The organism is Nocardioides sp. CF8 (assembly GCF_000389985.1).
GTDB classification, from domain to species: Bacteria; Actinomycetota; Actinomycetes; order Propionibacteriales; family Nocardioidaceae; genus Nocardioides; species Nocardioides allogilvus.
Window position 1 is genome coordinate 588,667 of sequence record NZ_CM001852.1, and the last position, 25,180, is coordinate 613,846.

25 protein-coding genes, 1 tRNA gene, 1 pseudogene and 1 riboswitch are annotated in these 25,180 nt (G+C 70.2%); of the genes and pseudogenes, 18 read left to right on the forward strand and 9 right to left on the reverse strand.

Going from position 1 to position 25,180, the window contains the following annotated elements; translation table 11 throughout:
• Nucleotides 1-294: pseudogene (locus tag CF8_RS22260) on the reverse strand (hypothetical protein); the annotation flags it as partial.
• Between the two features lie 435 nt (nucleotides 295-729).
• On the opposite strand from CF8_RS22260, the gene CF8_RS02830 reads away from it, so the two are divergent.
• Nucleotides 730-1,140 carry a VOC family protein gene (locus CF8_RS02830; RefSeq protein WP_010831628.1) on the forward strand — a complete coding sequence of 137 codons (411 nt, stop codon included), beginning with the start codon at nucleotides 730-732 and terminating at the stop codon, nucleotides 1,138-1,140.
• On the opposite strand, the gene CF8_RS02835 is transcribed toward CF8_RS02830, so the two are convergent.
• Complete coding sequence (locus tag CF8_RS02835) at nucleotides 1,137-2,945, reverse strand: glycoside hydrolase family 13 protein (protein WP_010831629.1); 1,809 nt, start codon at nucleotides 2,943-2,945, stop codon at nucleotides 1,137-1,139. The genes CF8_RS02830 and CF8_RS02835 overlap by 4 nt on opposite strands.
• A 53-nt stretch (nucleotides 2,946-2,998) precedes the next feature.
• Here CF8_RS02835 and CF8_RS02840 point away from each other — a divergent pair.
• A tRNA-Thr gene (locus CF8_RS02840) sits at nucleotides 2,999-3,070 on the forward strand.
• 31 nt (nucleotides 3,071-3,101) lie between these two features.
• Nucleotides 3,102-3,503: an HNH endonuclease signature motif containing protein gene (locus CF8_RS02845; protein ID WP_010831630.1), complete on the forward strand. Its 402-nt coding sequence runs from the start codon at nucleotides 3,102-3,104 to the stop codon at nucleotides 3,501-3,503.
• Between the two features lie 4 nt (nucleotides 3,504-3,507).
• On the opposite strand, the gene pdxY is transcribed toward CF8_RS02845, so the two are convergent.
• Nucleotides 3,508-4,350: a pyridoxal kinase PdxY gene (gene pdxY / locus CF8_RS02850; RefSeq protein WP_010831631.1), complete on the reverse strand. Its 843-nt coding sequence runs from the start codon at nucleotides 4,348-4,350 to the stop codon at nucleotides 3,508-3,510.
• 140 nt (nucleotides 4,351-4,490) lie between these two features.
• On the opposite strand from pdxY, the gene CF8_RS02855 reads away from it, so the two are divergent.
• Nucleotides 4,491-6,119 (forward strand): GMC family oxidoreductase, encoded by a 1,629-nt coding sequence (locus CF8_RS02855; protein WP_010831632.1) that lies wholly within the window; start codon nucleotides 4,491-4,493, stop codon nucleotides 6,117-6,119.
• A 4-nt stretch (nucleotides 6,120-6,123) separates the two neighbouring features.
• Complete coding sequence (locus CF8_RS02860; protein WP_010831633.1) at nucleotides 6,124-7,677, forward strand: succinic semialdehyde dehydrogenase; 1,554 nt, start codon at nucleotides 6,124-6,126, stop codon at nucleotides 7,675-7,677.
• Nucleotides 7,678-7,705: 28 nt separating this feature from the next.
• Here CF8_RS02860 and CF8_RS02865 read toward each other — a convergent pair whose 3' ends face one another.
• From CF8_RS02865 to CF8_RS02875, 3 genes are all read right to left on the reverse strand, one after another.
• Nucleotides 7,706-8,479 (reverse strand): dioxygenase family protein, encoded by a 774-nt coding sequence (locus CF8_RS02865; RefSeq protein WP_010831634.1) that lies wholly within the window; start codon nucleotides 8,477-8,479, stop codon nucleotides 7,706-7,708.
• 102 nt (nucleotides 8,480-8,581) lie between these two features.
• Nucleotides 8,582-9,271: a uracil-DNA glycosylase gene (locus CF8_RS02870; protein WP_051204351.1), complete on the reverse strand. Its 690-nt coding sequence runs from the start codon at nucleotides 9,269-9,271 to the stop codon at nucleotides 8,582-8,584.
• A gap of 44 nt (nucleotides 9,272-9,315) precedes the next feature.
• Nucleotides 9,316-10,521, reverse strand: a complete 1,206-nt coding sequence (locus CF8_RS02875) for an alpha/beta fold hydrolase (protein WP_036490040.1) — start codon at nucleotides 10,519-10,521, stop codon at nucleotides 9,316-9,318.
• A 75-nt stretch (nucleotides 10,522-10,596) separates the two neighbouring features.
• Between CF8_RS02875 and CF8_RS02880 the strand changes: the two genes are divergently transcribed.
• Nucleotides 10,597-12,135 (forward strand): FMN-binding glutamate synthase family protein, encoded by a 1,539-nt coding sequence (locus CF8_RS02880; protein ID WP_010831637.1) that lies wholly within the window; start codon nucleotides 10,597-10,599, stop codon nucleotides 12,133-12,135.
• 13 nt (nucleotides 12,136-12,148) lie between these two features.
• On the opposite strand, the gene CF8_RS02885 is transcribed toward CF8_RS02880, so the two are convergent.
• Entirely contained in the window at nucleotides 12,149-13,603 is a 1,455-nt protein-coding gene (locus CF8_RS02885; RefSeq protein ID WP_010831638.1) for an alpha,alpha-trehalose-phosphate synthase (UDP-forming), read from the reverse strand.
• A gap of 137 nt (nucleotides 13,604-13,740) precedes the next feature.
• Between CF8_RS02885 and CF8_RS02890 the strand changes: the two genes are divergently transcribed.
• From CF8_RS02890 to CF8_RS02915, 6 genes are all read left to right on the forward strand, one after another.
• Nucleotides 13,741-14,037: a DUF3263 domain-containing protein gene (locus CF8_RS02890; protein WP_010831639.1), complete on the forward strand. Its 297-nt coding sequence runs from the start codon at nucleotides 13,741-13,743 to the stop codon at nucleotides 14,035-14,037.
• A 47-nt stretch (nucleotides 14,038-14,084) separates the two neighbouring features.
• Complete coding sequence (locus tag CF8_RS02895) at nucleotides 14,085-14,588, forward strand: LytR C-terminal domain-containing protein (RefSeq protein ID WP_036492033.1); 504 nt, start codon at nucleotides 14,085-14,087, stop codon at nucleotides 14,586-14,588.
• A gap of 55 nt (nucleotides 14,589-14,643) precedes the next feature.
• Complete coding sequence (gene otsB, locus CF8_RS02900; RefSeq protein ID WP_010831641.1) at nucleotides 14,644-15,480, forward strand: trehalose-phosphatase; 837 nt, start codon at nucleotides 14,644-14,646, stop codon at nucleotides 15,478-15,480.
• A gap of 3 nt (nucleotides 15,481-15,483) precedes the next feature.
• Nucleotides 15,484-16,389 carry a cation diffusion facilitator family transporter gene (locus CF8_RS02905; RefSeq protein ID WP_010831642.1) on the forward strand — a complete coding sequence of 302 codons (906 nt, stop codon included), beginning with the start codon at nucleotides 15,484-15,486 and terminating at the stop codon, nucleotides 16,387-16,389.
• A gap of 64 nt (nucleotides 16,390-16,453) precedes the next feature.
• Nucleotides 16,454-16,591: riboswitch (SAM riboswitch) on the forward strand.
• Between the two features lie 13 nt (nucleotides 16,592-16,604).
• On the forward strand, nucleotides 16,605-17,876 hold the full coding sequence (gene thrC / locus CF8_RS02910; protein WP_036490042.1) for a threonine synthase: 1,272 nt from the start codon (nucleotides 16,605-16,607) through the stop codon (nucleotides 17,874-17,876).
• Between the two features lie 9 nt (nucleotides 17,877-17,885).
• Entirely contained in the window at nucleotides 17,886-18,161 is a 276-nt protein-coding gene (locus CF8_RS02915) for a MoaD/ThiS family protein (RefSeq protein WP_010831645.1), read from the forward strand.
• An 18-nt stretch (nucleotides 18,162-18,179) separates the two neighbouring features.
• Here the strand turns inward: CF8_RS02915 and CF8_RS20620 are convergent, their stop codons facing one another.
• Together CF8_RS20620 and CF8_RS02925 are read right to left on the reverse strand one after the other, a co-directional pair.
• A complete protein-coding gene (locus tag CF8_RS20620; protein WP_010831646.1) occupies nucleotides 18,180-18,650 on the reverse strand; it encodes a GDYXXLXY domain-containing protein in 471 nt (156 codons plus the stop codon).
• Nucleotides 18,647-19,861, reverse strand: coding sequence for a DUF2157 domain-containing protein (locus CF8_RS02925; RefSeq protein ID WP_156887130.1), 1,215 nt, complete (start codon nucleotides 19,859-19,861; stop codon nucleotides 18,647-18,649). The genes CF8_RS20620 and CF8_RS02925 overlap by 4 nt, the downstream gene beginning before the upstream one ends.
• 165 nt (nucleotides 19,862-20,026) lie before the next feature.
• Here CF8_RS02925 and CF8_RS02930 point away from each other — a divergent pair, with 165 nt between their 5' ends.
• From CF8_RS02930 to CF8_RS22265, 6 genes are read left to right on the forward strand one after another with little or no spacing between them, the layout of a single operon-like run.
• Entirely contained in the window at nucleotides 20,027-21,172 is a 1,146-nt protein-coding gene (locus CF8_RS02930) for a ferredoxin reductase (protein ID WP_010831648.1), read from the forward strand.
• Entirely contained in the window at nucleotides 21,169-21,870 is a 702-nt protein-coding gene (locus tag CF8_RS22900; RefSeq protein WP_232211565.1) for a fatty acid desaturase family protein, read from the forward strand. The genes CF8_RS02930 and CF8_RS22900 overlap by 4 nt, the downstream gene beginning before the upstream one ends.
• Nucleotides 21,837-22,373 carry a fatty acid desaturase family protein gene (locus CF8_RS22905; RefSeq protein ID WP_010831650.1) on the forward strand — a complete coding sequence of 179 codons (537 nt, stop codon included), beginning with the start codon at nucleotides 21,837-21,839 and terminating at the stop codon, nucleotides 22,371-22,373. Before CF8_RS22900 ends, CF8_RS22905 begins: the two co-directional genes overlap by 34 nt.
• Nucleotides 22,374-22,427: 54 nt before the next feature.
• Nucleotides 22,428-23,258 carry an SGNH/GDSL hydrolase family protein gene (locus CF8_RS02940; protein WP_010831651.1) on the forward strand — a complete coding sequence of 277 codons (831 nt, stop codon included), beginning with the start codon at nucleotides 22,428-22,430 and terminating at the stop codon, nucleotides 23,256-23,258.
• Nucleotides 23,259-23,300: 42 nt separating this feature from the next.
• Complete coding sequence (locus tag CF8_RS02945; RefSeq protein WP_010831652.1) at nucleotides 23,301-23,906, forward strand: LysE/ArgO family amino acid transporter; 606 nt, start codon at nucleotides 23,301-23,303, stop codon at nucleotides 23,904-23,906.
• Between the two features lie 21 nt (nucleotides 23,907-23,927).
• On the forward strand, nucleotides 23,928-25,172 hold the full coding sequence (locus CF8_RS22265; RefSeq protein ID WP_010831653.1) for a low temperature requirement protein A: 1,245 nt from the start codon (nucleotides 23,928-23,930) through the stop codon (nucleotides 25,170-25,172).
• The last annotated feature ends 8 nt before the right edge of the window (nucleotides 25,173-25,180 follow it).

The following is a 25,180-nucleotide window of genomic DNA, read 5'->3' on the forward strand; positions in this document are numbered from 1 at the left end:
GCACCATGCGGTTTGCTGGTCCACGAACGTTGCTGCTTCGGGGGTGAGTCCGACGGTGGTCTGAGCGATCCGTCGTGCCCGCCACGGGGTGACATCACCGGCCAGCACGCCGGCCCACAGTTGCGGGAGTCGGTAGCGGAGCTCGATCACGTCGGTGAGGTAGGACCCGACCGCATCGCAGGTCTGGCCGAGCATGGTCGCGACATCGGGAATGGTGAACTCGTCGATGGCCGGTGACCCGTCGCCGGCGAGTGTCTTCGGGGACTGGAAGCACGGCGCCCGGATCAGACGCATCGAGCACGGGGTGCAGCGCGACCCAGTGGGCTGCAAGCTGCATCGAGCGGATCTCGGAGGCGTGGCGCTGGTCCTGTTCGGCCCGCAGCGCGACCAGCACCTGCGCCGGGGTCTCCGGCAGGGTGTCGGTGCTGCTGTGGGTCGTGGTCGCCATACGAAAATCCAAGGGGACCACCGACAACCAGAGCCCGAAAACAGCCGATTCCGGGGGTCTGGGGAAAAGAATCTCAGAAAGTTTTCGGGCCGCCCCGACCACCGAGGCAACCTCTGTCCTGGGCCTTGATGACGTCGTCGACTCTCGCCGCGGTGCTCGAGGCTGCAGGGGCCGCCGAGCTGGCGTCAGGTCATGGTCTTCATGGTCGTGACCTTCGTTGGGGCGGGGTGACACCTGCTTGACGAGCGCGACGCGCGAGTCGTGACAGCTAGGATCGCCGGGTGCTGAGACTCACCGATTTCATCATCGACTGCCCCGACACGATGAAGTTGGCGGCGTTCTACTCCGAGGTGACGGGCCTCCCGGTCAAGGCTGGCAGCAACGAGCACTGGGCCGGCATTCAGCTCGCCGAGATCGAGCTGGCCTTCATCCAGGTGGAGGTCTACCGCGCGCCGCAGTGGCCCGACAATGAGCACCCCAAGCAGTTCCACCTCGACTTCGAGGTCGACGACATCGAGGCCGAGCAGCGCCGTGTCCTGGCCCTCGGCGCGACCGTGCAGCGGGACAGCACGGATCCCGACGGCTACGGCTTCCGCGTCTACACCGACCCGGTCGGTCACCCCTTCTGCCTGTGCCGCAACAAGGGCGTCGTGTGGACCGATGGCAGCCCCGTCTGGCCCACGCGCGACTAGTCGATCGCCCAGATGTCCAAGCGGGCGCCGGCGGCCTCGGGGACCGTAGATCCATCCGCACCGAGATCTCCGGGTTCTGTCCCCAGCAGATGCCTACCGAGCGTCAGCGGGAGAGAGAACGCCGGGCCCGCCGCGCGCCGCGCGACGACCAGAACGGATCCGTCGGAGTGCTCGCGCACGAACGCGATGGTGTCGTCGTCGACGTACGCCCATCGCTGTCCGCCGCGGCGGAGGGCGGCGCGACTGCGGCGCACGCGCGCGAGCGATGCATAGACGTCGAGGGTTGCCCGGTCCCACGACGACGAGGACGACCACGGCATCGGGCGACGCGAGTCCTCACCGTTGACGCCCTCCAGGCCGAGCTCGTCGCCGGCGAAGAGCATCGGCACGCCGGGCATCGTGAACTGCAGCCCGGCCGCCACGCGGTGCAGCGAGGGCGAGCCGACCATCGTGCGGATGCGGGCGGAGTCGTGGGAGCCGAGGATGTTCCAGCTCGCGGTCGTGGCCTGCCAGCCGAGGGCGCCCTGCCAGGCGCGGAACGTGTCCACGACGGCCGGCCCAGACCGCCGGGCGACCTGGACAGGTCGCCCGAACGCTCGCGCGGGCGTGTCCGGGGACCGCAGCCACGACCACACCGGCCACGAGAAGCCGGAGTAGTTCATGGTGCCGTGCCAGCCGTCACCGTCGACGTCGCCTGACGCGTCGTGGTTGTGCTCGCCGATGACGAGCGGGTCCTCGCGGAGCGAGTCCGCCGTGCGGCGTACGGCGCGGGCGACCTCGTGAGCGACATCGAGCGCGCCGAGGCGTCCGGTCATGTTGGCGACGTCGATGCGCCAGCCGTCGACGTCGAAGGGCGGCTGCAGCCAGCGCCCGACGATCGAGTCGGGCCCCTCGACCATCGCCGCGCGCAGGTCGGGATCACCGTGGTTGACCTTCGGCAGCGTGCCGTGGCCCATCCAGTTGGCGTAGGAACCGTCGTCCTCGAAGTAGTAGTAGGTCCGGGTCGCCGACTCCGGGTCGGCCTGCGCCGAGCGGAACCACTCGTGCGTGTCGCCCGTGTGGTTGGTCGTCAGGTCGCCGAGGATGCGCCAGCCGCGCGCGTGCACCGCGCTGCTGAGTCGTTCGTACGCCGCGTCGCCGCCCAGCAACGGATCGACCTCGCTGAACGTGGTGGCGTTGTAGCGGTGGTTGCTCTCGCCGGGGAAGACCGGAGTCGTGTAGACGATGTCGGCGCCCACCCGCTCGACGTGGTCGAGGTGGTTGGTGATGCCGTCGAGGTCGCCGCCGAAGAACTGCACCGGGGTGCGCGGATCCGAGCCCTCGAAGACGACGGTGTCGTCCCAGGCCGCCGGGACCGCCCAGGCGGGCGTCGGGCGCTCGTCGGCGGCCGCCGAGCGGGCGAAGCGGTCGGGGAAGATCTGGTAGACGACGCCGTCGCGGGCCCAGTCCGGGGCGGGGGCGTAGGACGTGAGCTTGAAGTCCGCCGCGTCGGGCGCATCGATGTCCACCAGGCCGTTGCCCGCCAGCCACTCCTGCCCGTCCGGGCGCGCGATCAGGAAGCGGTAGTGCGTCACCGGGTTGTGCACGAGCAGCGCGCACTCCCACCACACGGCCTCGCCCTCGGTGGTGCGCGTCGCCGGCACGTAGACCGGCTCCGCGTCGTACGTCGTGCGCAGCCAGACACCCTCGATCGGGTCCTCGACGTGGCTGCACATCCGCACCGTGACGGTGTCTCCGAGCCGGGGCGCCTCGTCGTCGACGTAGGTCGGCGAGCCGTCGTGGTGGGGTTGGTGGAGCAGGGTCATGGGTCAAGTCTCGCAGCCGCTCCGACTAGGATTGCGCCGCTGCTTGCAGCGCCGCCGCGTTAGCTCAGGGGTAGAGCACCAATCTTGTAAATTGGGTTGCGAGAGTTCGAATCTCTCACGCGGCTCGATGTCGGTGCGCCGCCGTACCTTCCCGGCATGACATGTCTCGGATGCGGTGTCGAGCTGACGAAGCGACACCAGAAGGTCTTCTGCAGCAATCGCTGCCAGCGCGCGATGGAGCGATCCCAGAACGTCGCTCGCTGGCTCGCCACCGGGATCGGTACGCCGGCATCGGGGATCCGCCACTACATCCGGACCTACCTCCTGGCTGACCAGGGCGGCCGCTGCGCCATCTGCGCGGCCGGCACCGAGTGGAACAACCTCGAGCTGCGATTCGTCCTCGATCACATCGACGGCGACTCAGAGAACAACCATCGCGAGAACCTGAGACTCATCTGCCCCAATTGCGATTCTCAGCTCCCCACCTTCAAGGCGCGCAACCGGGGCAGAGGACGAGCCTCGCGTCGTCAGCGCTACGCAGAGGGCAAGTCCTACTGAATCCTCACCGCACCTGCCGGACCTCGAACTCGCACTCCGGGTGCGCGATCGCGTCCTGTGCGGCGATCAGGCGCAGCTCGCGCTCGCCCGACTCGAGCGTGGCCTTGAGCACCGCGAAGACGGACGACGCCGTGCGGGCCAGGGCGGAGGCAGCCGACCCGGTCTCGTGCAGGTGGGCGGTGAAGAGGGCGGCGGTGATGTCGCCGGAGCCGTTGGCCTTCATCGGCAGCCGTGGGGTCTCGACCAGCCACGCGCCGTCGCCGTCCACGGCCAGCATCCCGATGGAGCCCTCGGTGAAGAGGACCGACGTGACGAGCACGGTCGAGGGCCCCATCGCCAGTGCGAGGTCCGCCGACTCCAGCGTCGAGGCCAGCGACACCGGCGAGGTGTCGGTGAGGAACCCGAGCTCGAACTGGTTGGGCGTGATGATGTCCGCCCGCGGCACGACGAGCTCACGGATGATCGGCGGGATCGCCGGGTCCACGAAGCAGCCGGACGTCGCGTTGCCCATCACCGGATCACAGGTGTACGTCGCCGCGGGGTTCGCCGCCTTGACCTGCTCGACCGCGTCCAGGATCACGGACGCGATCCCGGCACCGCCCTGGTAGCCGGAGAGGACCGCGTCGCACGAGCCGAGCACGCCGCGCTCGGCGATCCCCGTGACCACCGCCGCGACGTCGTCCGGCGCGAGCAGCGGGCCGCGCCAGGCGCCGTACCCCGTGTGGTTGGAGAAGACCACGGTCGACACCGGCCAGACCTCGTGGCCCAGCCGCTGGAGCGGGAAGACGGCGGCGGAGTTGCCGACGTGGCCGTAGGCGACCGAGGACTGGATCGACAAGATCTTCACGGGCACAGGTTAGGCCGGGGTTTCGTGACGGCGCTGGCGCGCCTCCTCAACCGCCGGACCCCTTCCCGGCGAAACTAGAACGAGTTACAGTTTCGGTTGACGCACGCCCAGCCAGTGCCCGTAGTGAAGGTGGATCCGACATGGCCAAGTCCCAGCCGCAGGTCAGCGAGGCCGACTACGTCGTGGTGGGGGCGGGCAGCGCCGGGTGCGCGGTCGCGGGGCGGCTCGCGGACGCCGGTCACAGCGTGGTGCTGCTCGAGGCGGGTGGTCCGGACACGTCGATGATGTTCAAGACGCCCGGCATGATCGCGATGATCCACGCGGAGCCGAAGCTGAAGGCGAAGTTCGACTGGGGTTTCTACCACGTCCCTCAAGCCAACTTGAACAACCGCAAGGTGCCCGCTACGCGCGGTCGCCTGATGGGCGGCTCGTCCTCGGTCAACGGGATGATCTTCGTCCGCGGCAACCGTGCCGACTTCGACTCCTGGGCCGACGAGGGCAACAAGGGCTGGTCCTACGACGACGTGCTGGCGACGTACAAGAAGCTCGAGAACTGGGAGGGTGGGGCCAGCGACTACCGCGGCTCTGGCGGACCGGTGCAGGTGATCGAGAACCACCACATCACCGACGCGGCGAAGGCGTTCGTGACCGCCGGGCGAGAGGCGCTCGGTGTCGACCAGACGCCGGACTACAACGGCGCCGAGCAGTCCGGCATGCACGTCATCCAGGAGAACACCAGCAACGGTGTGCGCTTCTCCGCCAGCAGGGCCTACGTCACCGAGAACACCTCGCCCGGCCTCAGCGTCACGACCGGTGCGACCGCCGCCCGCGTCGTCATCGAGGGCGGCCGCGCGACCGGCGTGGAGGTGATCGAGGGCGGCGCCCGGCGCACGATCCGCGCCACCAAGGAGGTCATCGTCAGTGCCGGTGCCTACGGCTCGCCGCACCTCCTCCAGCTCTCCGGGATCGGCCACCCCGACCACCTCGGCCAGTTCGGGATCACCGTGCACGCCGACCTGCCCGTCGGCGACAACCTCCACGACCACCTCTTCGTGCCGACGACCTGGCACGTCGACAACTCGCCCAACAAGGGCAACGCCTTCTACTTCGGCAAGGGCATCGTCAAGGAGCGGCTCCAGAAAGGGCGCACCTTCATGGCCCACTCGGTCTTCGAGTCGGGTGCGTTCGTGAGTACGTCGCACGCGCCGGCCGGGCTCCCGGACATGCAGCTGCTCGCGCTGCCCTGGAGCTATCCGGCTCCCAACCAGGACGCGCCGGTGCGGATGAAGTCCGACCAGCGCCCGTCGTGGTCGGTCTTCTCGACGCTGATCCAGCCGAAGTCGCGCGGCACGCTGCGGCTGGCGAGCGCCGACCCCATGGTCGCGCCGCTGATCGACCCGCAGTTCCTCGCCGAGCCCGACGACCTGGCCGTGCTCCGCGAGGGCCTCGACATGATCCGCGAGACGATGAGCCACCCCTCGATCGCCCGTCACGTGAAGGGCGAGTACGAGCCCGGCCCGGCCTACTCCGGTGACCGGCTCACCGACGAGATCCGCAACCGCGCGACCACCGTCTACCACCCCGTCGGGTCCTGCCGGATGGGCGTCGACGAGCGCGCGGTGGTCGACCCCGAGCTCAAGGTGCGCGGCATCGACGGCCTCCGCGTCGCCGACGCCAGCATCATGCCGACGATCATCCGCGGCAACACCAACGCACCCTCGATCATGATCGGCGAGAAGTGCGCCGAGCTGATCCTCCAGAAGGACTGATCCCATGCGTCCCGCTTCGCTGACCGACGACTTCCTGCAGGGCCTCGTGGCGCGCGTGCCGTCCACCAGCGGCGGCACCTGGAAGCTCACCGAGGTCTACACCGGCGAGCTGCTCGTCGAGCTCCCGCAGTCGACGCCGGAGGACATCGCGGCGGCGTTCGGCCGGGCCCGCGCCGTACAGGCCGAGTGGTCGCAGTGGCCGTTGCGCAAGCGGCTCAAGGTGTTCAAGAAGTTCCACTCGCTCGTGATCGACGCGCAGGAGCGGCTCGCCGACGTGATCCAGGCCGAGTCGGGCAAGAACCGCCGGATGGCCGTCGAGGAGACCTGCGACATCCCGATGGTGACCGCCCACTACCTCCGCCGCGCGCCCAAGCTGCTCGCCGACAAGTCGCGGCCGGGGCCGGTGCCGGTCATCTCCGGGTCGACGGAGATCCGCCAGCCCAAGGGCGTCGTCGGCATCATCGCGCCCTGGAACTTCCCCTTCGCCACCGCCATCTCCGATGCGATCCCCGCGCTCATCGCCGGCAACGGCGTCGTGGTCAAGCCCGACAACAAGACAGCTCTCTCCGGCCTGTACGGCGTCGAGCTGCTCGAGCAGGCCGGGCTGCCCGCCGGCCTCGTGCAGGTCGTGTGCGGCGAGGGCGCCGACGTCGGGCCGACGCTGATCGACAACGCCAACTACGTCATGTTCACCGGCTCGACCGCCACCGGACGGGTCGTCGGCGAGCGCGCCGGGCGCAACCTGATCGGCTGCTGCCTCGAGCTCGGCGGCAAGAACCCGATGATCGTGCTGCCCGACGCCGACCTCGACGACGTGGTCAAGGCGTCCCTGTTCGCCGCCTTCGGCAACACCGGCCAGATCTGCATGCACATCGAGCGGATGTACATCCACGACTCGTTGTACGACGCCTTCCGCGCGCGCTTCGTGGAGGCGACCGAGTCGCTGGTGATCGGCGCGACCTACGACTACACGCCCGAGCTCGGCTCGCTCGTCTCCGTCGACCACCTGGAGCGCGTGCGCTCCCACGTCGACGACGCGGTGGCCAAGGGCGCGACCGTGCTGACGGGCGGCCACCCGCTGCCCGACATCGGCCCCGCCTTCTTCGCGCCGACGATCCTCGAGGGCGTCACCGCCGACATGCTGACCGGCTCGTGCGAGACCTTCGGCCCGGTGGTCGCTCTGCACCGCTACTCCGACATCGAGGACGCGATCCGGCTCGCCAACGACACCGACTACGGCCTCAACGCGTCGGTGTGGGGGACCGACCTCGACGCCGCGATGGCAGTCGCACGCCGCATCCAGTCGGGCAACGTCAACATCAACGACATCCTCGCGACGGCCTATGCGTCCAAGGGCACGCCGTCGGGCGGGGTGAAGCAGTCCGGCGTCGGCGGGCGGCACGGCGACCAGGGGCTGCTGAAGTACACCGACTGCCAGAACATCGGGGTGCTCAAGAAGCAGGTCATGGGCCCGCAGCCCGGGCAGGACTACGCCGCCTACGCCAAGCAGACCCGGATCTCGCTGAAGATCATGCGGCGACTTCCCTTCGGCGGTTGAGGAGGCGCGCCAGCGCCGTCACGAAACCTCACGCGACTTGCAACGACCTCTTCGACAACCCCATCCAGAACCCGTCGATGACCTGGATCCCCGGCTCGTCGGGGGTGGTCGCCGCGCCCAGCGTGACGAACAGCGGGATGTAGTGCTCGACGGTCGGGTGCGCGTAGGGCATGCCGGGGGCACTGGCGGTGTAGTTGGCCAGCGCGTCGACATCGCCACGGGCCAGCGCCTCACCCGCCCAGGCGTCGAAGTCCTGGGACCAGCCCGGGGCCTTGGCGTTGATGCTCCAGTCCTTGAGGAACGGCAGTCCGTGGGTGAGGAAGCCGGACCCGATGATCAGCACACCCTCGTCGCGCAGCGGCTTGAGCCGCTCGCCGAGCTTCATCAGCTTGACCGGGTCGGAGGTGGGCAGCGACATCTGCAGCACCGGGATGTCGGCCCGGGGATACATGATCTTGAGCGGCACCCATGCGCCGTGGTCGAGGCCGCGGCTGGTGTGCTGGTGGACGGGCTCGTCCTTCGGCATCATCGCGGCGACCCGTTGCGCGAGCGCGGAGGCGTCGGGGGTCTCGTAGGTCATCTGGTAGTACTTCGGCGCGAAACCGCCGAAGTCGTAGACCAACGGTGCGTAGTTCGCGGTCAGGCTGACCGGCGCCGACTCCCAGTGGGCGCTGACGATCAGGATCGCCTTGGGCCTCGGTAGGTCCTTGGCCAACGTCGCCAGCTGTCCCGACCACACCGGGTCGTCGAGCAGTGGCGGCGCGCCGTGGCCGATGTAGAGGGCAGGCATTCGGTCGGTCATGCCACGAGAATAGTTGAATCCCGGACTATTCTCAAGGTCGGCCATCTGCGGGCGGTAGTTGAGTGCGACTTTGTGGAGATCTGGCCGTCAGCCGACAAGTTCTCACTCAACTACCGGGGGGAGGGGAGGAGAGGGGGCCGCCGGTGGGAGCGACCAGTCGACCGGGGGCGCGCCCTGGTCGGCGAGCAGCTTGTTCACGCGGGAGAACGGCCGGGATCCGAAGAAGCCGCGCGACGCCGAGAGCGGGGAGGGGTGGGCCGACTCGACCCACGGTATCGGGCCGAGCATCGGCTTGAGGGACTGCGCGTCGCGGCCCCAGAGGATCGCCGCGCACGGCCCTCCGCGCTCGGCGAGGGCGGTGATCGCGCACTCGGTGACGGCCTCCCAGCCGCGGCCGCGGTGCGACGCCGCGGCACCCGGGGCGACCGTGAGCACCCGGTTGAGCAGCATCACGCCCTGGTCGGCCCAGGCCGACAGGTCGCCGTGGGCGACCGGCGCCAGGCCGAGGTCCGAGCTGAGCTCGGCATAGATGTTGGCCAGCGACCGCGGCACCGGTCGCACGTCCGGCGCGACCGCGAACGACAGCCCGATCGGGTGTCCCGGGGTCGGATAGGGGTCCTGCCCGACGATCAGCACGCGTACGTCGCCCAGTGGCCGCGCGAAGGCCCGCATCACGTGGTCCCCGGCCGGGAGGTAGTCCCGCCCGGCGGCGATCTCGGCCCGCAGGAACTGCCCGAGCACCGCGATCCTGTCGTCCACCGGCGCCAGTGCCGCCGCCCAGTCGGGCGCCATCAGCCCGCGCTCGACCAGGCCCTGCAGAGCACTCACGGCGGCGGTCAGCGACCGAGCGAGCGCGAGCCGGCGGACCCGTAGCGACGGTGGGGGTTGGCCCCGATCGCGTCAGGGTCGGCCGTCTTCTTCTTCTTCGCGGTGGCGGCCTTCTTGCTCGCGGGGGCCTTCCGGGTCGGGGTGGACCACTGCTCGATCCACTCGTCCAGCACCCGCCACGTGGTGCCCCGGGCGGCTCGGCCGGTGAGCATCCCGAGGTGGCCACCGGGGACGATCTCGAAGCGGACGTCGACCGATCCGGTGAGGAGCGCGACAACGGGCTTGACCGCCTTGACCGGTGCGATGCCGTCGGTCGCGCCGCCGAACACCAGCACCGGCGCCGTGATCGAGGAGAGCTCGATCGTCCGGTCGCCGAAGGGCATCGAGCCCCTGGCGAGCGCGTTGCCCTTGACCATCCGGTGGTAGAGCTGGCCGAAGGTGCGGCCCGGGTAGGCGATCATGTTGGCCGAGAAGCGGTCCACCGCCTCGATCTGCGCGAGGAAGTCGGCGTCGTCGAGGTTGGTCAGCAGGGCGAGCGGCTTGGTGATGACCTTCTGCGCGGAGGCGGCCGTGAAAGCCCAGTTGACGAGCGGCTTCGGGATGCCGCCCATCGCTTGGTAGCCGCGGGTGACGAGGCCGTTGCCCTCCATGAAGTTGAGGTTGAGCAGGGGCCGCACCGGCGCCATCAGCGGCACCTTCTTCACGTCGACCGGCGAACCGACGACCGTGAGCGAGGCGATCGGCAGCGCGGGCTGGTCGGCCGCGGTCAGCAGCGCGAAGATGCCGCCGAGGCTCCAGCCGATCACGTGCACCGGGCGTCCGCCGGCGTGCTCGGAGACAGCCTTGATCGCCTCGGGCAGCACCTCGTCGACCCAGTGCTCCATGCCGAGGTTGCGGTTCTTGAACGACACCTCGCCGTACTCCACGAGGTAGGTCCGGCGCCCCTCGGTGACGAGGTGCTCGACGAGCGAGCAACCGCGGCGCAGGTCGAAGCAGATGGCGGGCGCGGCCAGCGGCGTCACCAGCAGGACCGGATCGCCCGTCTCGACGACTCCCGCGGCCGGCCGGTAGTGGTAGACCTCGCGCAGCTCCCCGTCGTCGATCAGCGTGCGCGGCATCGGCCTCAGGTCCGCCAGTCCGCCGTAGAACACCTTGTGGGCGACGTTGCTGGCAGCCGAGACCACTTGAGCAGGCTTGGGAGGCAGGAGATCCATGTGCCTGAAGATACGCCCGCCCGACTCGGGCCGAGCAGGTTGCTTGGAGGTCGGACGCAGGACTAGACACGACCCATGAAGAAGACGCTCGCCGCCCTCGGGGCGGCCGCTGTCGGTGCGCTCGCCGCTCACGACCTGCGCCAGAAGCAGCACGCCATCACCCGCAACTTCCCGGTCCTGGGCCACGCGCGCTTCGCGCTGGAGCGGATCGGCCCCGAGCTGCGGCAGTACATCGTGGCGGGCAACGACGAGGAGCGCCCCTTCAGCCGCGACCAGCGGCGCTGGGTCTATGCCAGCTCCAAGCTGCAGAACAACTACTTCGGCTTCGGCACCGACAACGACATCGAGGGCCACGTCGGCTACCCGATCATCAAGCAGCGCACCTTCGCCGACGTCGCGCCCTCGACCAGCGCCCACTCCGGCGAGGAGACCCCGCTGCCCTGCGCCAAGGTCGTCGGCCTGGCGCGCGGGAGGGCCAAGGCCTTCCGGCCGCAGTCGGTCGTGAACATCTCCGGCATGAGCTACGGCTCGCTGAGCAGCAACGCGATCACGGCGCTCAACCGTGGGGCCGAGCTCGCGGGCTGCCTGCAGAACACGGGGGAGGGCGCGCTGTCGCCGTACCACCGTGAAGGCGGCGACCTGGTCTTCCAGATCGGTACGTCGTACTTCGGCTGTCGCGACGAGGACGGGGTCTTCGACCTCGACCGCCTGGTCGCGCTGTGCGCCGGAGCGCCGGTGCGGATGATCGAGATCAAGCTGTCGCAGGGCGCCAAGCCCGGTCTCGGCGGGATGCTGCCGGGCGTCAAGGTCACCGACGAGATCGCGGAGATCCGGGGCATCCAGGCCGGCGTGGACTGCGCCTCCCCGAGCCGGCACGCGATGTTCAACGACGTGGACTCGCTGCTCGACTTCGTCGAGACCGTGGCGCAGGCGACCGGTCTGCCGGTCGGGATCAAGAGCGCCGTCGGCAACATGGACTTCTGGGACGACCTGATCGCGGCGATGTCCTCCGAGCGGATGGTCGACTTCGTCAACATCGACGGCGGCGAGGGCGGCACCGGCGCGGCACCGCTGGTCTTCGCCGACTCGGTGGCCTTCCCGTTCCGGGTGGGCTTCTCGAAGGTCTACAAGCGCTTCGCCGAGGCCGGCCTGACCGACGACATCACCTTCATCGGGGCCGGCAAGCTCGGCCTGCCCGACAATGCGCTGGTCGCCTTCGCGCTCGGCTGCGACATGGTCAACGTCGGTCGCGAGGCGATGCTCGCCATCGGCTGCATCCAGGCGCAGAAGTGCCACACCGACGAGTGCCCGACCGGCGTCGCCACCCAGCGGCCGTGGCTGATGCACGGGCTCGACCCGACGCTGAAGTCGGCGCGTGCCGCCAACTACGTCAAGACCCTGCGCCGCGACCTGCTCAAGGTCTCCGAGGCCGTCGGGGTCGCGCACCCCGCGCTGATCACCGCCGACGACATCGACCTGATCGACGGCCTGCTGTCCTCACGCCCGCTGCGCGACGTCTACGGCTACGGCCGCCACTGGGGCACGGTCGGGCCCGCCCTGGCCGAGGAGATCACCGCGATCATGGCCGAGCAGACGGCCGCCCACGGCGGCTGAGGGCGTACGGCGCTCAGCGCCGACGAGCGGGACGGACCGTCTTGTCGTGGTCGGGGCGGGTGTCGGCCAGCGCCGCGAGGAAGTTGTTGGCCCACGCGGTGACGTCGTTGTCGACGACCTGCTTGCGCATCGCCCGCATCCGGCGAGTCGTCTCCTTCGGCTCGGCGTGGAACGCCTCCATCAGCGCGGCCTTCATGCCGTTGATGTCGTAGGGGTTGACGAGGTAGGCCTGCCGGAGCTCGTCGGCGGCTCCGGCGAACTCGGAGAGCACCAGCGCTCCGTCGTCGTCGTAGCGGCAGGCGACGTACTCCTTGGCGACGAGGTTCATGCCGTCGCGGTAGGGCGTGACGACCATGATGTCGGCGGCGCGGTAGAGGGCGGCCATCTCCTCACGCGGGTAGGACGAGTGGAGGTAGGAGATGGCGGGTCGTCCGATGCGGCCGAGGTCGCCGTTGATCCGCCCGACCAGCCGGTCGATGTCGTCGCGGATGATGCGATATTGCTCGACCCGCTCGCGAGACGGCGTGGCGACCTGCACGAAGACGGCGTCCTCGACGTCGAGGAGGCCCTCGGCGATCAGCTCGGAGAAGGCGCGCAGCCGGGCGTAGATGCCCTTGGTGTAGTCGAGGCGGTCGATGCCGAGGAAGACCTTGCGCGGGTTGCCGAGCGCGGTGCGGATCTCGGTGGCTCGCTGCTGGACCGCCTCGGTGTGGGCGAGCTCGATGAAGCCGGCGGCGTCGATGGAGATGGGGAAGGCGGCCGCCTTCACGGTGCGGCCGTCGGGGAGGTAGACGAGGTCGCGGTGCGTCTTGTGGCCGACCCGCCCGCGGACCAGACGGACGAAGTTGGCGGCGCCGCCGGCGAGCTGGAAGCCGATCAGGTCGGCGCCGAGCATGCCCTCGAGGATCTGGCGGCGCCACGGCAGCTGGCTGAACAGCTCGGCGGGCGGGAACGGGATGTGGAGGTAGAAGCCGATGCGCAGGTCGGGTCGCAGCTCGCGCAGCATCTGCGGCACCAGCTGGAGCTGGTAGTCCTGCACCCACACCGTGGCGCCCTTGGCGGCGATCTCCGCGGCGCGCTCGGCGAAGCGCTGGTTGACCTGGACGTAGGAGTCCCACCACTCGCGGTGGAACTCCGGCTTGGCCACGAGGTCGTGGTAGAGCGGCCACAGGGTGCCGTTGGCGAAGCCCTCGTAGAACTCCTCGACCTCGTCCGCGGTCAGGTGGACCGGTACGAGCTGGAGGCCGTCCTCGACGAAGGGCTCGAGGTCGAGGTCGTCGGTCGAGCCGGGCCAGCCGATCCACGCGCCGTCGTTGGCTCGCATGACGGGCTCGAGGGCGGACACCAGGCCGCCCGGCGAGCGACGCCAGCCGGCGCTGCCGTCGGGCAGCGTCACCCGGTCGACGGGGAGCCGGTTGGCCACGATCACGAGGTCGGCCAGGTGGTCGGGCTGGCCTTGTGTGGTCACGGATCCACCCTAGCGGCCCCCATCGCCGTACAGCCCCGCGAGTGGTCCTTCCAACGCGACTCGCCGCAAGCGAATGACATGGGTGTTGTTCGTCGCCTACAGTGGGGCCCACAGGGACGCCGACTCAGGAGTTTGAAATGGACGCCGCGAACGCATTCGTCGCTCACGAGGGTGACGGCACACCCGGTCTGAGCCAGCGCGACCGCGACATCCTCGAGTTCGAGCGCCACTGGTGGAAGTTCGCCGGCGCCAAGGAGCAGGCGGTCCGCGAGAAGTTCGACATGGGCTCGACCCGCTACTACCAGGTCCTCAACGCCCTCATCGACCGTCCCGAGGCCCTCGAGGCCGACCCGCTGCTCGTGCGCCGCCTTCGCCGGCTGCGCGCCTCGCGCCAGCGTCAGCGGTCCGCGCGCCGTCTCGGCTTCGAAGTCTGATCCACGCCTTGTCCGCGCCTACTTCCCCCAGTGAGGCACCCATGAACATGTCGCGCACCCGCCGATCGCGCTCCGAGCGCGGCGTCGCCTTCCCGTCCCCGCTGGTGATGCTCAGCATCATCGCCGTCGCGATGGCCGGCTTCGCCTTCGTCGCCACCCGCGACGCCGACCTCGTCGAGCGCAAGGTCACCCCGGCCGCGGCGACCTCCACCCCGACCGTCGAGCCGACGGTGGTGGAGCCGACGAAGAAGCCCAAGCCGAAGCCCACGCTCAAGCGCGGCGAGGTCTACGTCGAGGTCTTCAACAACTCCGGCATCCAGGGCCTGGCCGCCTCGACCGCGGCCAAGGCCACACAGGTCGGCTGGCAGGTCGTGGGCGAGGACAACTGGGTCGGCTCCATCCCGACCACCACGGTCTACTACCCCGAGCGCCTCAAGGCCGCCGCCAAGCAGCTCGCGCTCGACCTCGGCGTCGGTCGCACCCAGCCGGCGGTCGAGCCGATGAAGATGGACCGCCTGACGATCATCCTCACCGCCGACGCGGTTTCGTGACGGCGCCGGGGCGCCTCCTCGACCGCCGATAACGTCCGCGTGGTTGGCTTTCCACATGGAGTTCACCTCCGCACGAGCCAGCCAGCGCTACGCCGAGGTCGTGGCGCGCGTCGATGAGGTCGTCGTCGGACTCGACTTCGACGGTGTCCTCTCGCCGATCGTCGAGGACCCCACCCAGGCGCTGATCCACGCCGACGCGCCCCAGGTGCTCATCGACCTCAGCGACCTGGTGCGAGCCGTCGCGGTCGTCACCGGTCGGCCCGCCCGGCAGGTCCTGGCCCTCGGTGGCCTGGACGAGGTCGGCGACGCGATCGGCGACCACGGCAAGGAGCTGTTCGTCTTCGGGCAGTACGGCAACGAGCGCTGGTCGTCCACGCAGCGGCGGGTCATCTCACCGCGCCCCCCGCACGGCCTGTCCACCTTCGAACGCGAGCTCCCCGCGTTGCTGCGGCGCAGTGGCGCGAGCGAGGCCTTCGTCGAGGAGAAGGGGCTGGCGGTCGCCGTACACACCCGACGGCTGCCGGACGCCAACGAGGCGTTCTCGCGACTGCTGGAGCCGATGTCGGAGCTCGCGCACGCCCATGGCCTGATCGTCGAGCCCGGGCGCAACGTGATCGAGGTCCGCTCCGACGGGCAGCACAAGGGCCATGCCGTGCAGACGCTGGTGAAGGAGCAGGCCGCCGGCGGCTTCGTGTTCGCCGGTGACGACCTCGGTGACATCGAGGCCTTCGAGGCGGTCGCCGAGCTGCGCGAGCAGGGGCTGGCGACGCTGCTGGTCTGCGCCGCCTCGGACGAGCAGTCGGCGCTGCTGCCGCTCGCCGACGTGATCGTGCCGGGCCCCGACGGAGTGCTCGACCTGCTGCGCCAGCTCACCGCCGACGCACGAGGCTGACCCATGGGCGCCGGTCACGGACACGGACACCCGCCCTCGCACCCGGGAGCGCGGCACCGCTGGCGCCTCGCGGTCGCGTGCGCACTGGTCGGCTCGTTCTTCGTCGTCGAGCTCGTCGTCGGCTGGCTGGCGCAGTCGCTGGCGCTGCTCTCGGACGCCGGCCACATGGCAGCCGACGTCGTCGCGCTCTCCTCGGCGCTGGTCGCGACCCGGATCGCCACCCGGGCCGACCGCACGGGCATGCGGACGTTCGGCTCCTACCGCGCCGAGGTCTTCGCCTCCGGCCTGACCGTGCTGCTCATGCTGGCCGCCGCGGCCTACGTCACGCTCGAGGCGCTGCGTCGCCTCGGCGACGCTCCCGACGTCGACGCGGGCCCGATGCTGCTCGTCGGTGCGCTCGGCCTCGTCGTCAACGTGGTCGCGCTGCTCCTCCTGCGCGGGGGAGCGGCCGAGAGCCTCAACGTCAAGGGCGCCTACCTCGAGGTGGTCGCCGACACCGTCGGCTCGGTCGGCGTCATCGTGGCCGGGGTGCTCGTCGCACGGACCGGCGACGGCTGGTGGGACACGGTCGTCGCGCTGGCGATCGCGGCGTTCGTCGCCGTACGCGCCCTGCTGCTCGGCCGCGAGGTCCTCGCCGTCCTCGGTCAGCACGCGCCGGCCGGGTTGTCGCCCGCGGCCCTCGAGACGTCGCTCCTCGGCGTGCCCGGGGTCGAGGGCGTCCACGACCTCCACGTCTGGACCCTCACCTCCGGCATGCACGTCGCCACCGCACACCTGCTGGCCGCCGAGGGGCAGGTGGGCGAGGTGCTCGCGACCGCGCGCGTGCTGCTGCGGGAGGAGTACGGCGTCGAGCACGCCACGCTCCAGGTCGAGTCACCGTCCTCGGCGTGCGACCAGACGTCCTGGTGAGACAGGTGCGTGCCAGCATGTGGACTCGATGTGCACATGCTGAGACGGCCTGTCTAACCTAGAGCCCTCATCACGAGGGACTGAGGGAACGGCCCGACGAAGTCCCGGCAACCGCCACGAACCTCCTTCTCGCTCTGCGGGAAGTCGCGGAAACGGTGCCAATTCCGTCCCGGAGCGAAAGTCGCGCCGGGGTAGATGAGAAGGAGGATTTCGACATGTCTGTTGTTGCAGAGAACGCGCCCGCGAAGACGCTTCGAGAGGGTGCCTTCGGTCATGCCCGTGTGCTCGTCTGTCGCGAGTGCAGCCACGAGGTCGAGCTCGGCCCGCACTACGCGTGCCCGGAGTGCTTCGGCCCGCTCGAGGTGGCCTACGACTTCCCGGTCGTGACGCGCGAGGAGATCGCCGCCGGCCCCGCCAACATCTGGCGCTACAAGGCCCTGCTGCCCGTGCCCAGCGACATCGAGCAGAGCCCCAACATGGAGCCCGGCTTCACCCGCCTCCTGAAGGCCCACAACCTGGGTCGCGAGCTCGGCATCGACAACCTGTGGGTCAAGGACGACTCGACCAACCCCACCAACTCCTTCAAGGACCGCGTCGTCGCCTGCGCGCTCAGCGCTGCCCGCGAGCTCGACGCCAAGGTCTTCGCCTGCCCCTCGACCGGCAACCTCGCCAACGCGGTCGCCGCGGCCGGTGCTCGGGCCGGGATCAAGACCGTGGTCTTCATCCCGAGCAACCTCGAGCAGCCCAAGCAGGTCAACTCGGCCATCTTCACCGACCGGCTGGTCGCCGTGAACGGCAACTACGACGACGTCAACAAGCTCGCCTCCGAGATCGCCGGCGAGGAGGAGGGCTGGGCGTTCGTCAACGTCAACGTCCGCCCGTTCTACGCCGAGGGCTCCAAGACGCTGGGCTACGAGATCGCCGAGCAGCTCGGCTGGCGCCTGCCCGACCAGATCGTCATCCCGGTCGCCTCCGGCTCCCAGCTGACGAAGGTCGACAAGTCGTTCCAGGAGCTGATCAAGCTCGGCCTCGTCGAGGACAAGCCCTACAAGGTCTTCGGCGCGCAGGCGACCGGCTGCTCGCCGGTCAGCGTCGCCTACAAGGCCAACACCGACGCGATCCGACCGGTGAAGCCCGACACGATCGCCAAGAGCCTCGCGATCGGCAACCCCGCCGACGGCATCTACGTCCTCGACGTCTGCCGCCGCACCGGTGGTGCCGTCGAGGACATCACCGACGACGAGGTCCGCGAGGGCATCGTCCTGCTTGCCCGCACCGAGGGCATCTTCACCGAGACCGCCGGTGGCACGACCGTCGGCGTCCTGAAGAAGCTCGTCGAGACGGGCCAGCTCGACACCTCCCTCGAGACGGTGGTCATCAACACCGGCCACGGCCTCAAGACGCTCGATGCCATCTCCGACCAGGTGGGCGCCGCCGCGACCATCGAGCCGACCTACTCTGCTTTCACTGCCGCCAACCTCGTCTAAGGAACTTCCATGAGCGTCTCGGTCCGCATCCCGACCATCCTGCGCACCTACACCAACGGTGAGTCCGAGGTGAGCGCCAGCGGCGCGACCCTGGCTGCCGTGCTCGACGACCTCGACGCCAACTACGCCGGCATCAAGGGTCGTGTCCTCGACGACGCGGGCAACCTGCGCCGGTTCGTCAACGTCTACGTCGGCAACGACGACGTGCGCTTCCTGGACAACCTGGAGACCGCGACGCCCGACGGCACCCAGATCTCGGTCATCCCCGCCGTCGCCGGCGGCTGATCACCCTCGCCTGACGCCTCACTCGGGAGCGCGTACGTCGATGAGCGCGGCGTGTCCGCGCCCGTCGATCTTCACCTCGGCGATCGCTCCGTCGCGCAGCATGTCCTCCATGGCCGCGGCCTCGTCCTGCGGCAGGAAGAAGCTGTCGATCCCGCACTCGACGCTCCAGTCCCGGTCGTCGCAGGCGAGGTAGGGCTGCTCGCCCGAGGGCCGCTCGCGCAGGAACTCGTCGGCGACCATGACACCGCTCTCGTCGACCAGGGTGATGTAGAGCGGTCCGCCGTCGCTGAGGGAACCCCGGTCGTGCTGGAGGTCGGGGTAGTCGAGCGTGACGTAGGCCCCGCGGAACGGGTCGATCGGATCGAGCGGGGCGACCCGCAGCTGATAGGTGTCGCCGGTGGCCCGGGCCGAGAGCTGGGGTGCCACCGCGACGCCCACGAGTGCTGCCTGGGCGACCACCACGGCCGCGAGGGTGACGAGCCTGTTCATCGTCCCGCTCCTTCCTGGTCGGTGTCCGCATGGTCCTCGAGCGAGGCCGCGATCTCGCGCCTGGCGCGGTCGAAGAGGAAGCCGGTCGCGAGGAAGATCAGGCCGAGCACGAGGAACAGCCAGGCCCCCTGCACGATCGCGGCGAACACCGCGAAGCTCTGGAAGGTCGTGAAGGCGACCAGCCCGACCATCGCGAGCGCGGTCAGCACGGGGTTGTCGCGCAGCGTGCCGATCGCGACGAGTGCCACCGCGAGGGCGACGAAGGCGACCACGCCCACGGCCGCATGGGCCCAGTCGGCGAGGTCGACCTGCGAGGTGTCGGTGCCGGTGTCCCAGCGGACCATCAGGGCGGCGACGGCGAGCACCCCGACGGCGACGACGGGTTCGAGGCGGGCCCGGCCCCGTGCGACGACCAGCGCTGCGGCGGCGGCCACCGTGGCGACGACCAGCGAGGCGACCAGCCAACCGTCCCACTCGAAGGCGTCGGTGTTCGTGTAGGGCACGGCGGCGATGAACAGGCTGACCATCCCGAGCAGGGCGCCGACCGAGCGCCACACCTGGCCGAAGCGGGTGAGCCCGCGGTCGTGGATGACGGCCAGTGAGATCGCGGCGACCCCCGCCGTACCGAACCCGACGACCGCACCGGCGACGCTGCCGTCGTCCCAGAGCGGCTGCGCGATCCACCAGCCGACCCCGGTGACGACACCGACCACGAGCGGCATCAGCGCCCGGAACCCGTAGGCGTGGGCGAGAGCGCCGGCCGCCCACAGTCCGATCAGCGCGGGCGAGAAGGCGGGCACCTGGAGGGACTGCGCCGCCTGGAAGATCACAGCGCCGAAGGCCAGCGACGCCATCAGGCGCAGGGCTCCTCGTACGGCGCCTGCCGCCCGCGACAGCTCGGCCCCCGCCATCAGGGCCAGCCAGATCGCGGCGACGGCGGCGAAGCGCAGCAGGGGCGGCAGCTGGTCGAGGTTGGCGGCCACCAGCCAGATCAGCCCGACCCCGACGAACGCGGCGCCGAGGACGAGGAGGATCCGGCCGAGCGAGACGCGGCGGTGAGCCTCGACGCCGCGGTAACGGGAGCCGATCGCCGCCGCCTGCGCGGCATCGACGAGGCCAGCGCGCTGCCAGTCGTCGAGCTCACGGCGCAGCCAGGCGGCGCGTTCCTCGGGGATGGGGCTGGGGCCTGCGCTGTCGATCGAGGCGTTCATCTGCACAGCGTGCACCCGTCCGGCAGCCCGGCGAGTGAGTATTCGCGCTCAACCGCCATGGTTACGCCGGCGTAACCCACCCTGCCGGTCCTCGTTGTCGGGTGTGGCCCACCTCACGTGTGGGCAACGCCCGGGCCGCGAGGCCCTGTCGGAAAGGCTCAGTCCGTGGTGGAACGCGCAGCCAGACCCCAGATCTCCCAGGTGCGGAGGACGCTCGTCAAGGTGGGGCGCACGCTGACCACACCGCTGGTGCCCGACGACTACCTCGAGCTGCTCAACCCCCGGTGGTCGATGCGCGAGCTGCGCGGGCACGTCGTCTCGATCACCCCCGAGACGCCCAGCTGCAGCACCATCGCCATCCGGCCCTCCGCTCCCTGGCGCGGGCACCGCTCCGGGCAGTACCTGCGTGTGGGCGTCGAGATCGACGGCATCCGGCACTGGCGCGCCTACACACTGACCTCGGACCCGGACCACCCCGACGGGCTGCTCTCGATCACCGTCAAGCACGTCGACGAGGGCGCGGTGTCCCCGTGGTTCACCGAGCTGTGCCAGCCCGGCGAGATCGTCTTCCTGGGTGACGCGGAGGGGAGCTTCGCGGTCCCGGAGCCGGTGCCCGCCAAGCTGCTGATGATCACCGCCGGCAGCGGGATCACCCCGGTGTGGAGCCTCCTGCGGGGACTGGCGGCGCGCGACGGGCTGGGCGACGTGGTGCACGTGCACTGCTGCCACGACGAGGACGACTTCATCTTCGGCCGCGCCCTGACGGCCGCGGACGAGCGGGAGCCGGGCTACACCTTGGTGACCCACTACCGCCGCGACCACGACCGCCTGGCGCCCGACGACCTGGATCGGCTGTGCCCCGACTGGCGCGAGCGGACGACGTTCCTGTCCGGCCCGGGCGAGCTCATCGACACCTTCGTCGCCCACTGGGACGAGCACGGCGACCGCGACCTGCTCCACCTCGAGCGGTTCCAGCCGGTCATCGGCGGGGACGCGACGGTGGCCGCCGGGGAGGGAGGCGTCATCCGGTTCCGGGTGACCGACTTCGAGGCCACGAGCGACGGCCGCACCTCCATCCTCGAGGCGGGGGAGCAGGCCGGCGGCACACTGCCCCACGGCTGCCGCATGGGCGTGTGCCACACGTGCAAGTGCACGTTGATCCACGGTCGCGTGCGCGACCTCCGCACCGGCGAGGTGAGCGGCATCCCCGGCGAGTCGATCCGCACCTGCATCAACGCACCCGAAGGTCCCATCGAGCTGGACGAGGGCCACGTGGTCATCAAGGGAACCAACGCGAGGAGTCAACGATGAATCCCACCCCGGTCGCTGCCGACAAGCAAGGCACGATGGAGGACCCGAACCATCCGCTCAACCGGCTCACGCCCGAGCAGGTGGAGGAGCTGGGCCGCGAGCTGCAGGCCATCCACGACGAGGTGTTCGCCGAGCTGGGCGCCACCGACGCCGCCTACATCCGGCGCCTCGTCAAGGTGCACCGACGCCTGGCGGCGCTGTCGCGGATCGCGCTGATGAACTCCCGCTTCACCCCGATGCTGGTCGCGGGCACCGCGGGCCTCTCGGTGGCGAAGATCCTCGAGAACATGGAGCTGGGCCACAACATCCTGCACGGCCAGTGGGACTGGATGAACGACCCCAAGATCCACTCCTCGACCTGGGACTGGGACAACGTCACGCCCTCGAGCGCGTGGAAGCACTCCCACAACTTCGTGCACCACACCTACACCAACGTCCTGGGCAAGGACCGCGACGTCGGCTACGACACGATCCGCATCGACCACCGCCAGCGGTGGAAGCCTGCTTACCTCGCCCAGCCGGCGTACAACGTGCTGCTCGCGATGTTCTTCGAGTGGGGCATCGCGATCTACGACCTCGACTTCCCCGCGGTCAGAAGGGGCGCAAGTCCAAGGAGCAGCTCCACGACGAGGTGCGTGCCATCGGCCGCAAGGCCGGTCGGCAGGTGTTCAAGGACTACATCGCCTTCCCGCTGCTGAGCGGGCGCGGCTGGAAGCGCACCCTGGCGGCCAACTTCACCGCCAACGTGGCGCGCAACGTCTGGACCAACGCGATCATCTACTGCGGTCACTTCCCCGACCAGGCCTACGTCTTCACCAAGTCCGAGGCCGAGGACGAGTCGCAGGGTGCGTGGTACCTCCGCCAGCTCATCGGAGCGGCCAACATCGAGGGCAGCGACCTGTTCCACCTGATGAGCGGCAACCTCAGCTTCCAGGTCGAGCACCACCTGTTCCCCGACATGCCCTCCTCGCGCTACAAGGAGATCGCGCCGCGGGTCAAGGAGATCTGCGAGGCCTACGAGCTGCCCTACAACACGGGGCCGTTCCTCCAGCAGTGGTGGTCGGTGCAGCGCAAGATCCTGCGACTCGCGCTGCCGGGCGGTGGCCCGAGGCCCAAGCCGGGCCCCTATGTCGCGCCGCCGGTGCCGGCGCACGCGTCGGGCGGTGACGCCCTGCGGGCGCCCTTCCCCTCGGCCGTCTGACTCCGGCCACCTCCTGTTGGCCCGCGGTTCCGATGGGTGTGGTTGAAAGCGCCCATGGACGCGAAGGTGTGGGCACGACTGGGAGTGGCAGCAGGAGTGCTGGGCGGGATCTCCGGCGCTTCGGCGTACGGCGCCCGGGAGATGCTGAGCCGACAGGCGGCGGTCGCCCGGAGCCGGATCGGCGACCCGCTCGGGCACGTCGCGCCGAGCGCGGACAAGACCTACAAGAAGCGCTACGGCAACCCCGTCGAGCTCGTGGTGCTGGGTGACTCCATCGCCGCGGGCCTGGGGGCCGACCATCCCAAGCACACCCTCGGCGGCGGCCTGGCGCGGCGCGTCGCGAAGCGCACCGGCCGGGCCGTGCGGCTGCGGACGGCCGCCGTCGTGGGCTCCGAGTCGAGCGTGCTGGCCGAGCAGATCGAGGGGTTGCAGGCGACGTACAGGCCGGACGTCGCCGTCATCGTCGTCGGCGGCAACGACGTGACCCACCGGATCCCGACGGCCGACTCGATCCGGCACCTCACGGAGGCGATCGGCGCCCTGCAGGAGCTCGGCGCCGAGGTCGTGGTGGGCACGTGTCCCGACCTCGGTGCGCTGCGTCCGGTGCCCCAGCCGTTGCGGGCACTGGGGTCGCGGGCCTCACGCCAGCTGGCCGCCGCGCAGCGCGAGGCCGCGCTGAGCCACGGCGCGCGTGCGGTCTCGCTGGCGCACGTCGTCGGGCCGTTCTTCATCACCAACCCCGACGAGATGTTCAGCCTCGACCGCTTCCACCCCAGCACCCACGGCTACAAGCGCACGGCGAAGGCGATGCTGCCGTCGGTCCTCGCCGCGCTGGGGTACGCCGACGACCTGCCCTTCGGCCACCACGCGCCGTCGGCAGGGTGACCTCAGGCCGCCGCGGCCAGCAGCGACCCCTAGCCTCGGGTCGTGCCCACCACCCTGCTCGCCGGCTTGGGCAGCGGTCTCTCGCTGATCATCGCCATCGGCGCGCAGAACGCGTTCGTGCTCCGCCAGGGCATCCGGCGCGAGCACGTCGGCGCGGTCGCGCTGCTGTGCGCCCTCGCCGACGCGTTGCTGATCGGGGCCGGGGTGCTCGGGATCGGCACCCTCGTCGAGCAGGCGCCGGTCGTGCTGGAGGTCGTCAAGTGGGGCGGGGTGGCCTTCCTGCTCTGCTATGCCGTGCTCGCGCTGCGCCGCGCCGTACACCCCGAGACGCTGCGGGCCGGGGAGACGGCGACCGGGGCGTCGCTCAGGGCGGCGCTGACCACCGCCGCTGCCCTGACCTTCCTCAACCCGCACGTCTACCTCGACACCGTGCTGCTGCTCGGCTCGATCGCCAACCAGCACGGCGCCGACGGCCGCTGGGTGTTCGCGGTCGGCGCCACGCTGGGCAGCTTCGTGTGGTTCTTCGCCCTGGCGTACGGCGCCCGCCGGCTCGCGCCACTGTTCGCGAAGCCGATGGCGTGGCGGGTCCTCGACGGGTCGATCGCGGTCGTGATGACCCTGATCGCGCTCAGCCTCGCCCTCGACTGATCGCCCCTAGACTCGTCGGCTGTGACCCAGGACGAAGCGCACCGTGTGACGCGGATGAGCGGACGCGACCCGCACGAGACCCACCGCACCGCGACCCCGCTCGAGCTGCTCTACGACCTGACGTTCGTGATCGCCTTCGGGCTCGCGGCCGACGAGCTGGCGCACGCACTGGCGGCCGACCACCTCGCCGTCGGGTTGGGCGGCTTCGCCTTCGCGATGTTCGCGGTCACGTGGGCCTGGATCCAGTACACGTGGTTCGCCAGCGCCTACGACACCGACGACTGGTTGTGCCGGTTGATGGTGCTGGTGCAGATGCTCGGCGTCCTGGTCCTCGCACTCGGGCTGCCCGCGATGTTCGCCTCGCTCGAGCACGGCGAGCACCTCGACAACCGGGTGATGGTGCTCGGCTACGTCGTCATGCGCGTGCCGATGGTGGCGATGTGGCTGCGCGCCCACCGGGGCGACGCCTCGCGCTCCCGCGCGCCCCTCGTCTACGTCGCCACGATCGTGGTCTCGCAGCTCATCTGGTGCTGGATCGCGCTCGCCGACCTGAGCATCCGCGAGACCCTGGTCGCGATGGTCGTGCCGTTGCTGATCGAGCTCGGTGGCCCGGTCTTCGGGGAGCGGCTCGCGACCCAGCACCGCATCCCGTGGCACGCCCACCACCTGGCCGAGCGCTACGGCCTGCTCGTCATCATCGCGCTCGGCGAGGGACTGCTCGGCACGGTCGCTGCGCTGAGCGCGATCGTCGGGCCGGACGGGCCGGGCTGGACGTGGGACGTCGCGGTGCTGGGCTTCGCAGGCGTCGCGATGACCTTCGGCATGTGGTGGATCTATTTCGTGCTGCCCAACGGCGAGCTGCTCCACCGGCACCGCGAGCGGGCGCTGCCGTGGGCCTACAGCCACTTCGCCATCATGGCCGCCCTCGTCGCCGTGGGTGCCGGGCTGCACGTGGCGGCCTTCTTCGTCGAGCACCACAGCGAGCTCGGCAGCTTCGCGACCGTCCTCACGGTGGCGGTGCCGCTGGCGGCGTACGTCCTGGGCACCTTCGGCCTCTACACGCTGCTCACGCGCACCTTCGAGCCCTTCCACGTGGTGCTGCTCGGCGGGACCACAGGCGTGGTGGTCGCCGCCGTGCTGATGGCCCGCTCCGGTGTCCCGCTCGAGTGGTGCCTGCTCGTGCTCGCGGCCACGCCGTGGGTCACGGTCGTCGGCTACGAGACCATCGGCCACCGCCGCACGGAGGACGTCCTGGCCGCGGGCTAGGGTTCCCC

What these genes read in the sequence shown, in the direction of transcription:
- CF8_RS02835 (WP_010831629.1), bottom strand. Translation starts at nt 2,945, where the DNA reads ATGACCCTGCTCCACCAACCCCACCACGACGGCTCGCCGACCTACGTC.
- CF8_RS02845 (WP_010831630.1), top strand. Translation starts at nt 3,102, where the DNA reads ATGACATGTCTCGGATGCGGTGTCGAGCTGACGAAGCGACACCAGAAG.
- CF8_RS02855 (WP_010831632.1), top strand. Translation starts at nt 4,491, where the DNA reads ATGGCCAAGTCCCAGCCGCAGGTCAGCGAGGCCGACTACGTCGTGGTG.
- CF8_RS02860 (WP_010831633.1), top strand. Translation starts at nt 6,124, where the DNA reads ATGCGTCCCGCTTCGCTGACCGACGACTTCCTGCAGGGCCTCGTGGCG.
- CF8_RS02865 (WP_010831634.1), bottom strand. Translation starts at nt 8,479, where the DNA reads ATGACCGACCGAATGCCTGCCCTCTACATCGGCCACGGCGCGCCGCCA.
- CF8_RS02870 (WP_051204351.1), bottom strand. Translation starts at nt 9,271, where the DNA reads ATGGCGCCCGACTGGGCGGCGGCACTGGCGCCGGTGGACGACAGGATC.
- CF8_RS02875 (WP_036490040.1), bottom strand. Translation starts at nt 10,521, where the DNA reads ATGGATCTCCTGCCTCCCAAGCCTGCTCAAGTGGTCTCGGCTGCCAGC.
- CF8_RS02880 (WP_010831637.1), top strand. Translation starts at nt 10,597, where the DNA reads ATGAAGAAGACGCTCGCCGCCCTCGGGGCGGCCGCTGTCGGTGCGCTC.
- CF8_RS02890 (WP_010831639.1), top strand. Translation starts at nt 13,741, where the DNA reads ATGGACGCCGCGAACGCATTCGTCGCTCACGAGGGTGACGGCACACCC.
- CF8_RS02895 (WP_036492033.1), top strand. Translation starts at nt 14,085, where the DNA reads ATGTCGCGCACCCGCCGATCGCGCTCCGAGCGCGGCGTCGCCTTCCCG.
- otsB (WP_010831641.1), top strand. Translation starts at nt 14,644, where the DNA reads ATGGAGTTCACCTCCGCACGAGCCAGCCAGCGCTACGCCGAGGTCGTG.
- CF8_RS02905 (WP_010831642.1), top strand. Translation starts at nt 15,484, where the DNA reads ATGGGCGCCGGTCACGGACACGGACACCCGCCCTCGCACCCGGGAGCG.
- thrC (WP_036490042.1), top strand. Translation starts at nt 16,605, where the DNA reads ATGTCTGTTGTTGCAGAGAACGCGCCCGCGAAGACGCTTCGAGAGGGT.
- CF8_RS02915 (WP_010831645.1), top strand. Translation starts at nt 17,886, where the DNA reads ATGAGCGTCTCGGTCCGCATCCCGACCATCCTGCGCACCTACACCAAC.
- CF8_RS20620 (WP_010831646.1), bottom strand. Translation starts at nt 18,650, where the DNA reads ATGAACAGGCTCGTCACCCTCGCGGCCGTGGTGGTCGCCCAGGCAGCA.
- CF8_RS02925 (WP_156887130.1), bottom strand. Translation starts at nt 19,861, where the DNA reads ATGAACGCCTCGATCGACAGCGCAGGCCCCAGCCCCATCCCCGAGGAA.
- CF8_RS22900 (WP_232211565.1), top strand. Translation starts at nt 21,169, where the DNA reads ATGAATCCCACCCCGGTCGCTGCCGACAAGCAAGGCACGATGGAGGAC.
- CF8_RS02940 (WP_010831651.1), top strand. Translation starts at nt 22,428, where the DNA reads ATGGACGCGAAGGTGTGGGCACGACTGGGAGTGGCAGCAGGAGTGCTG.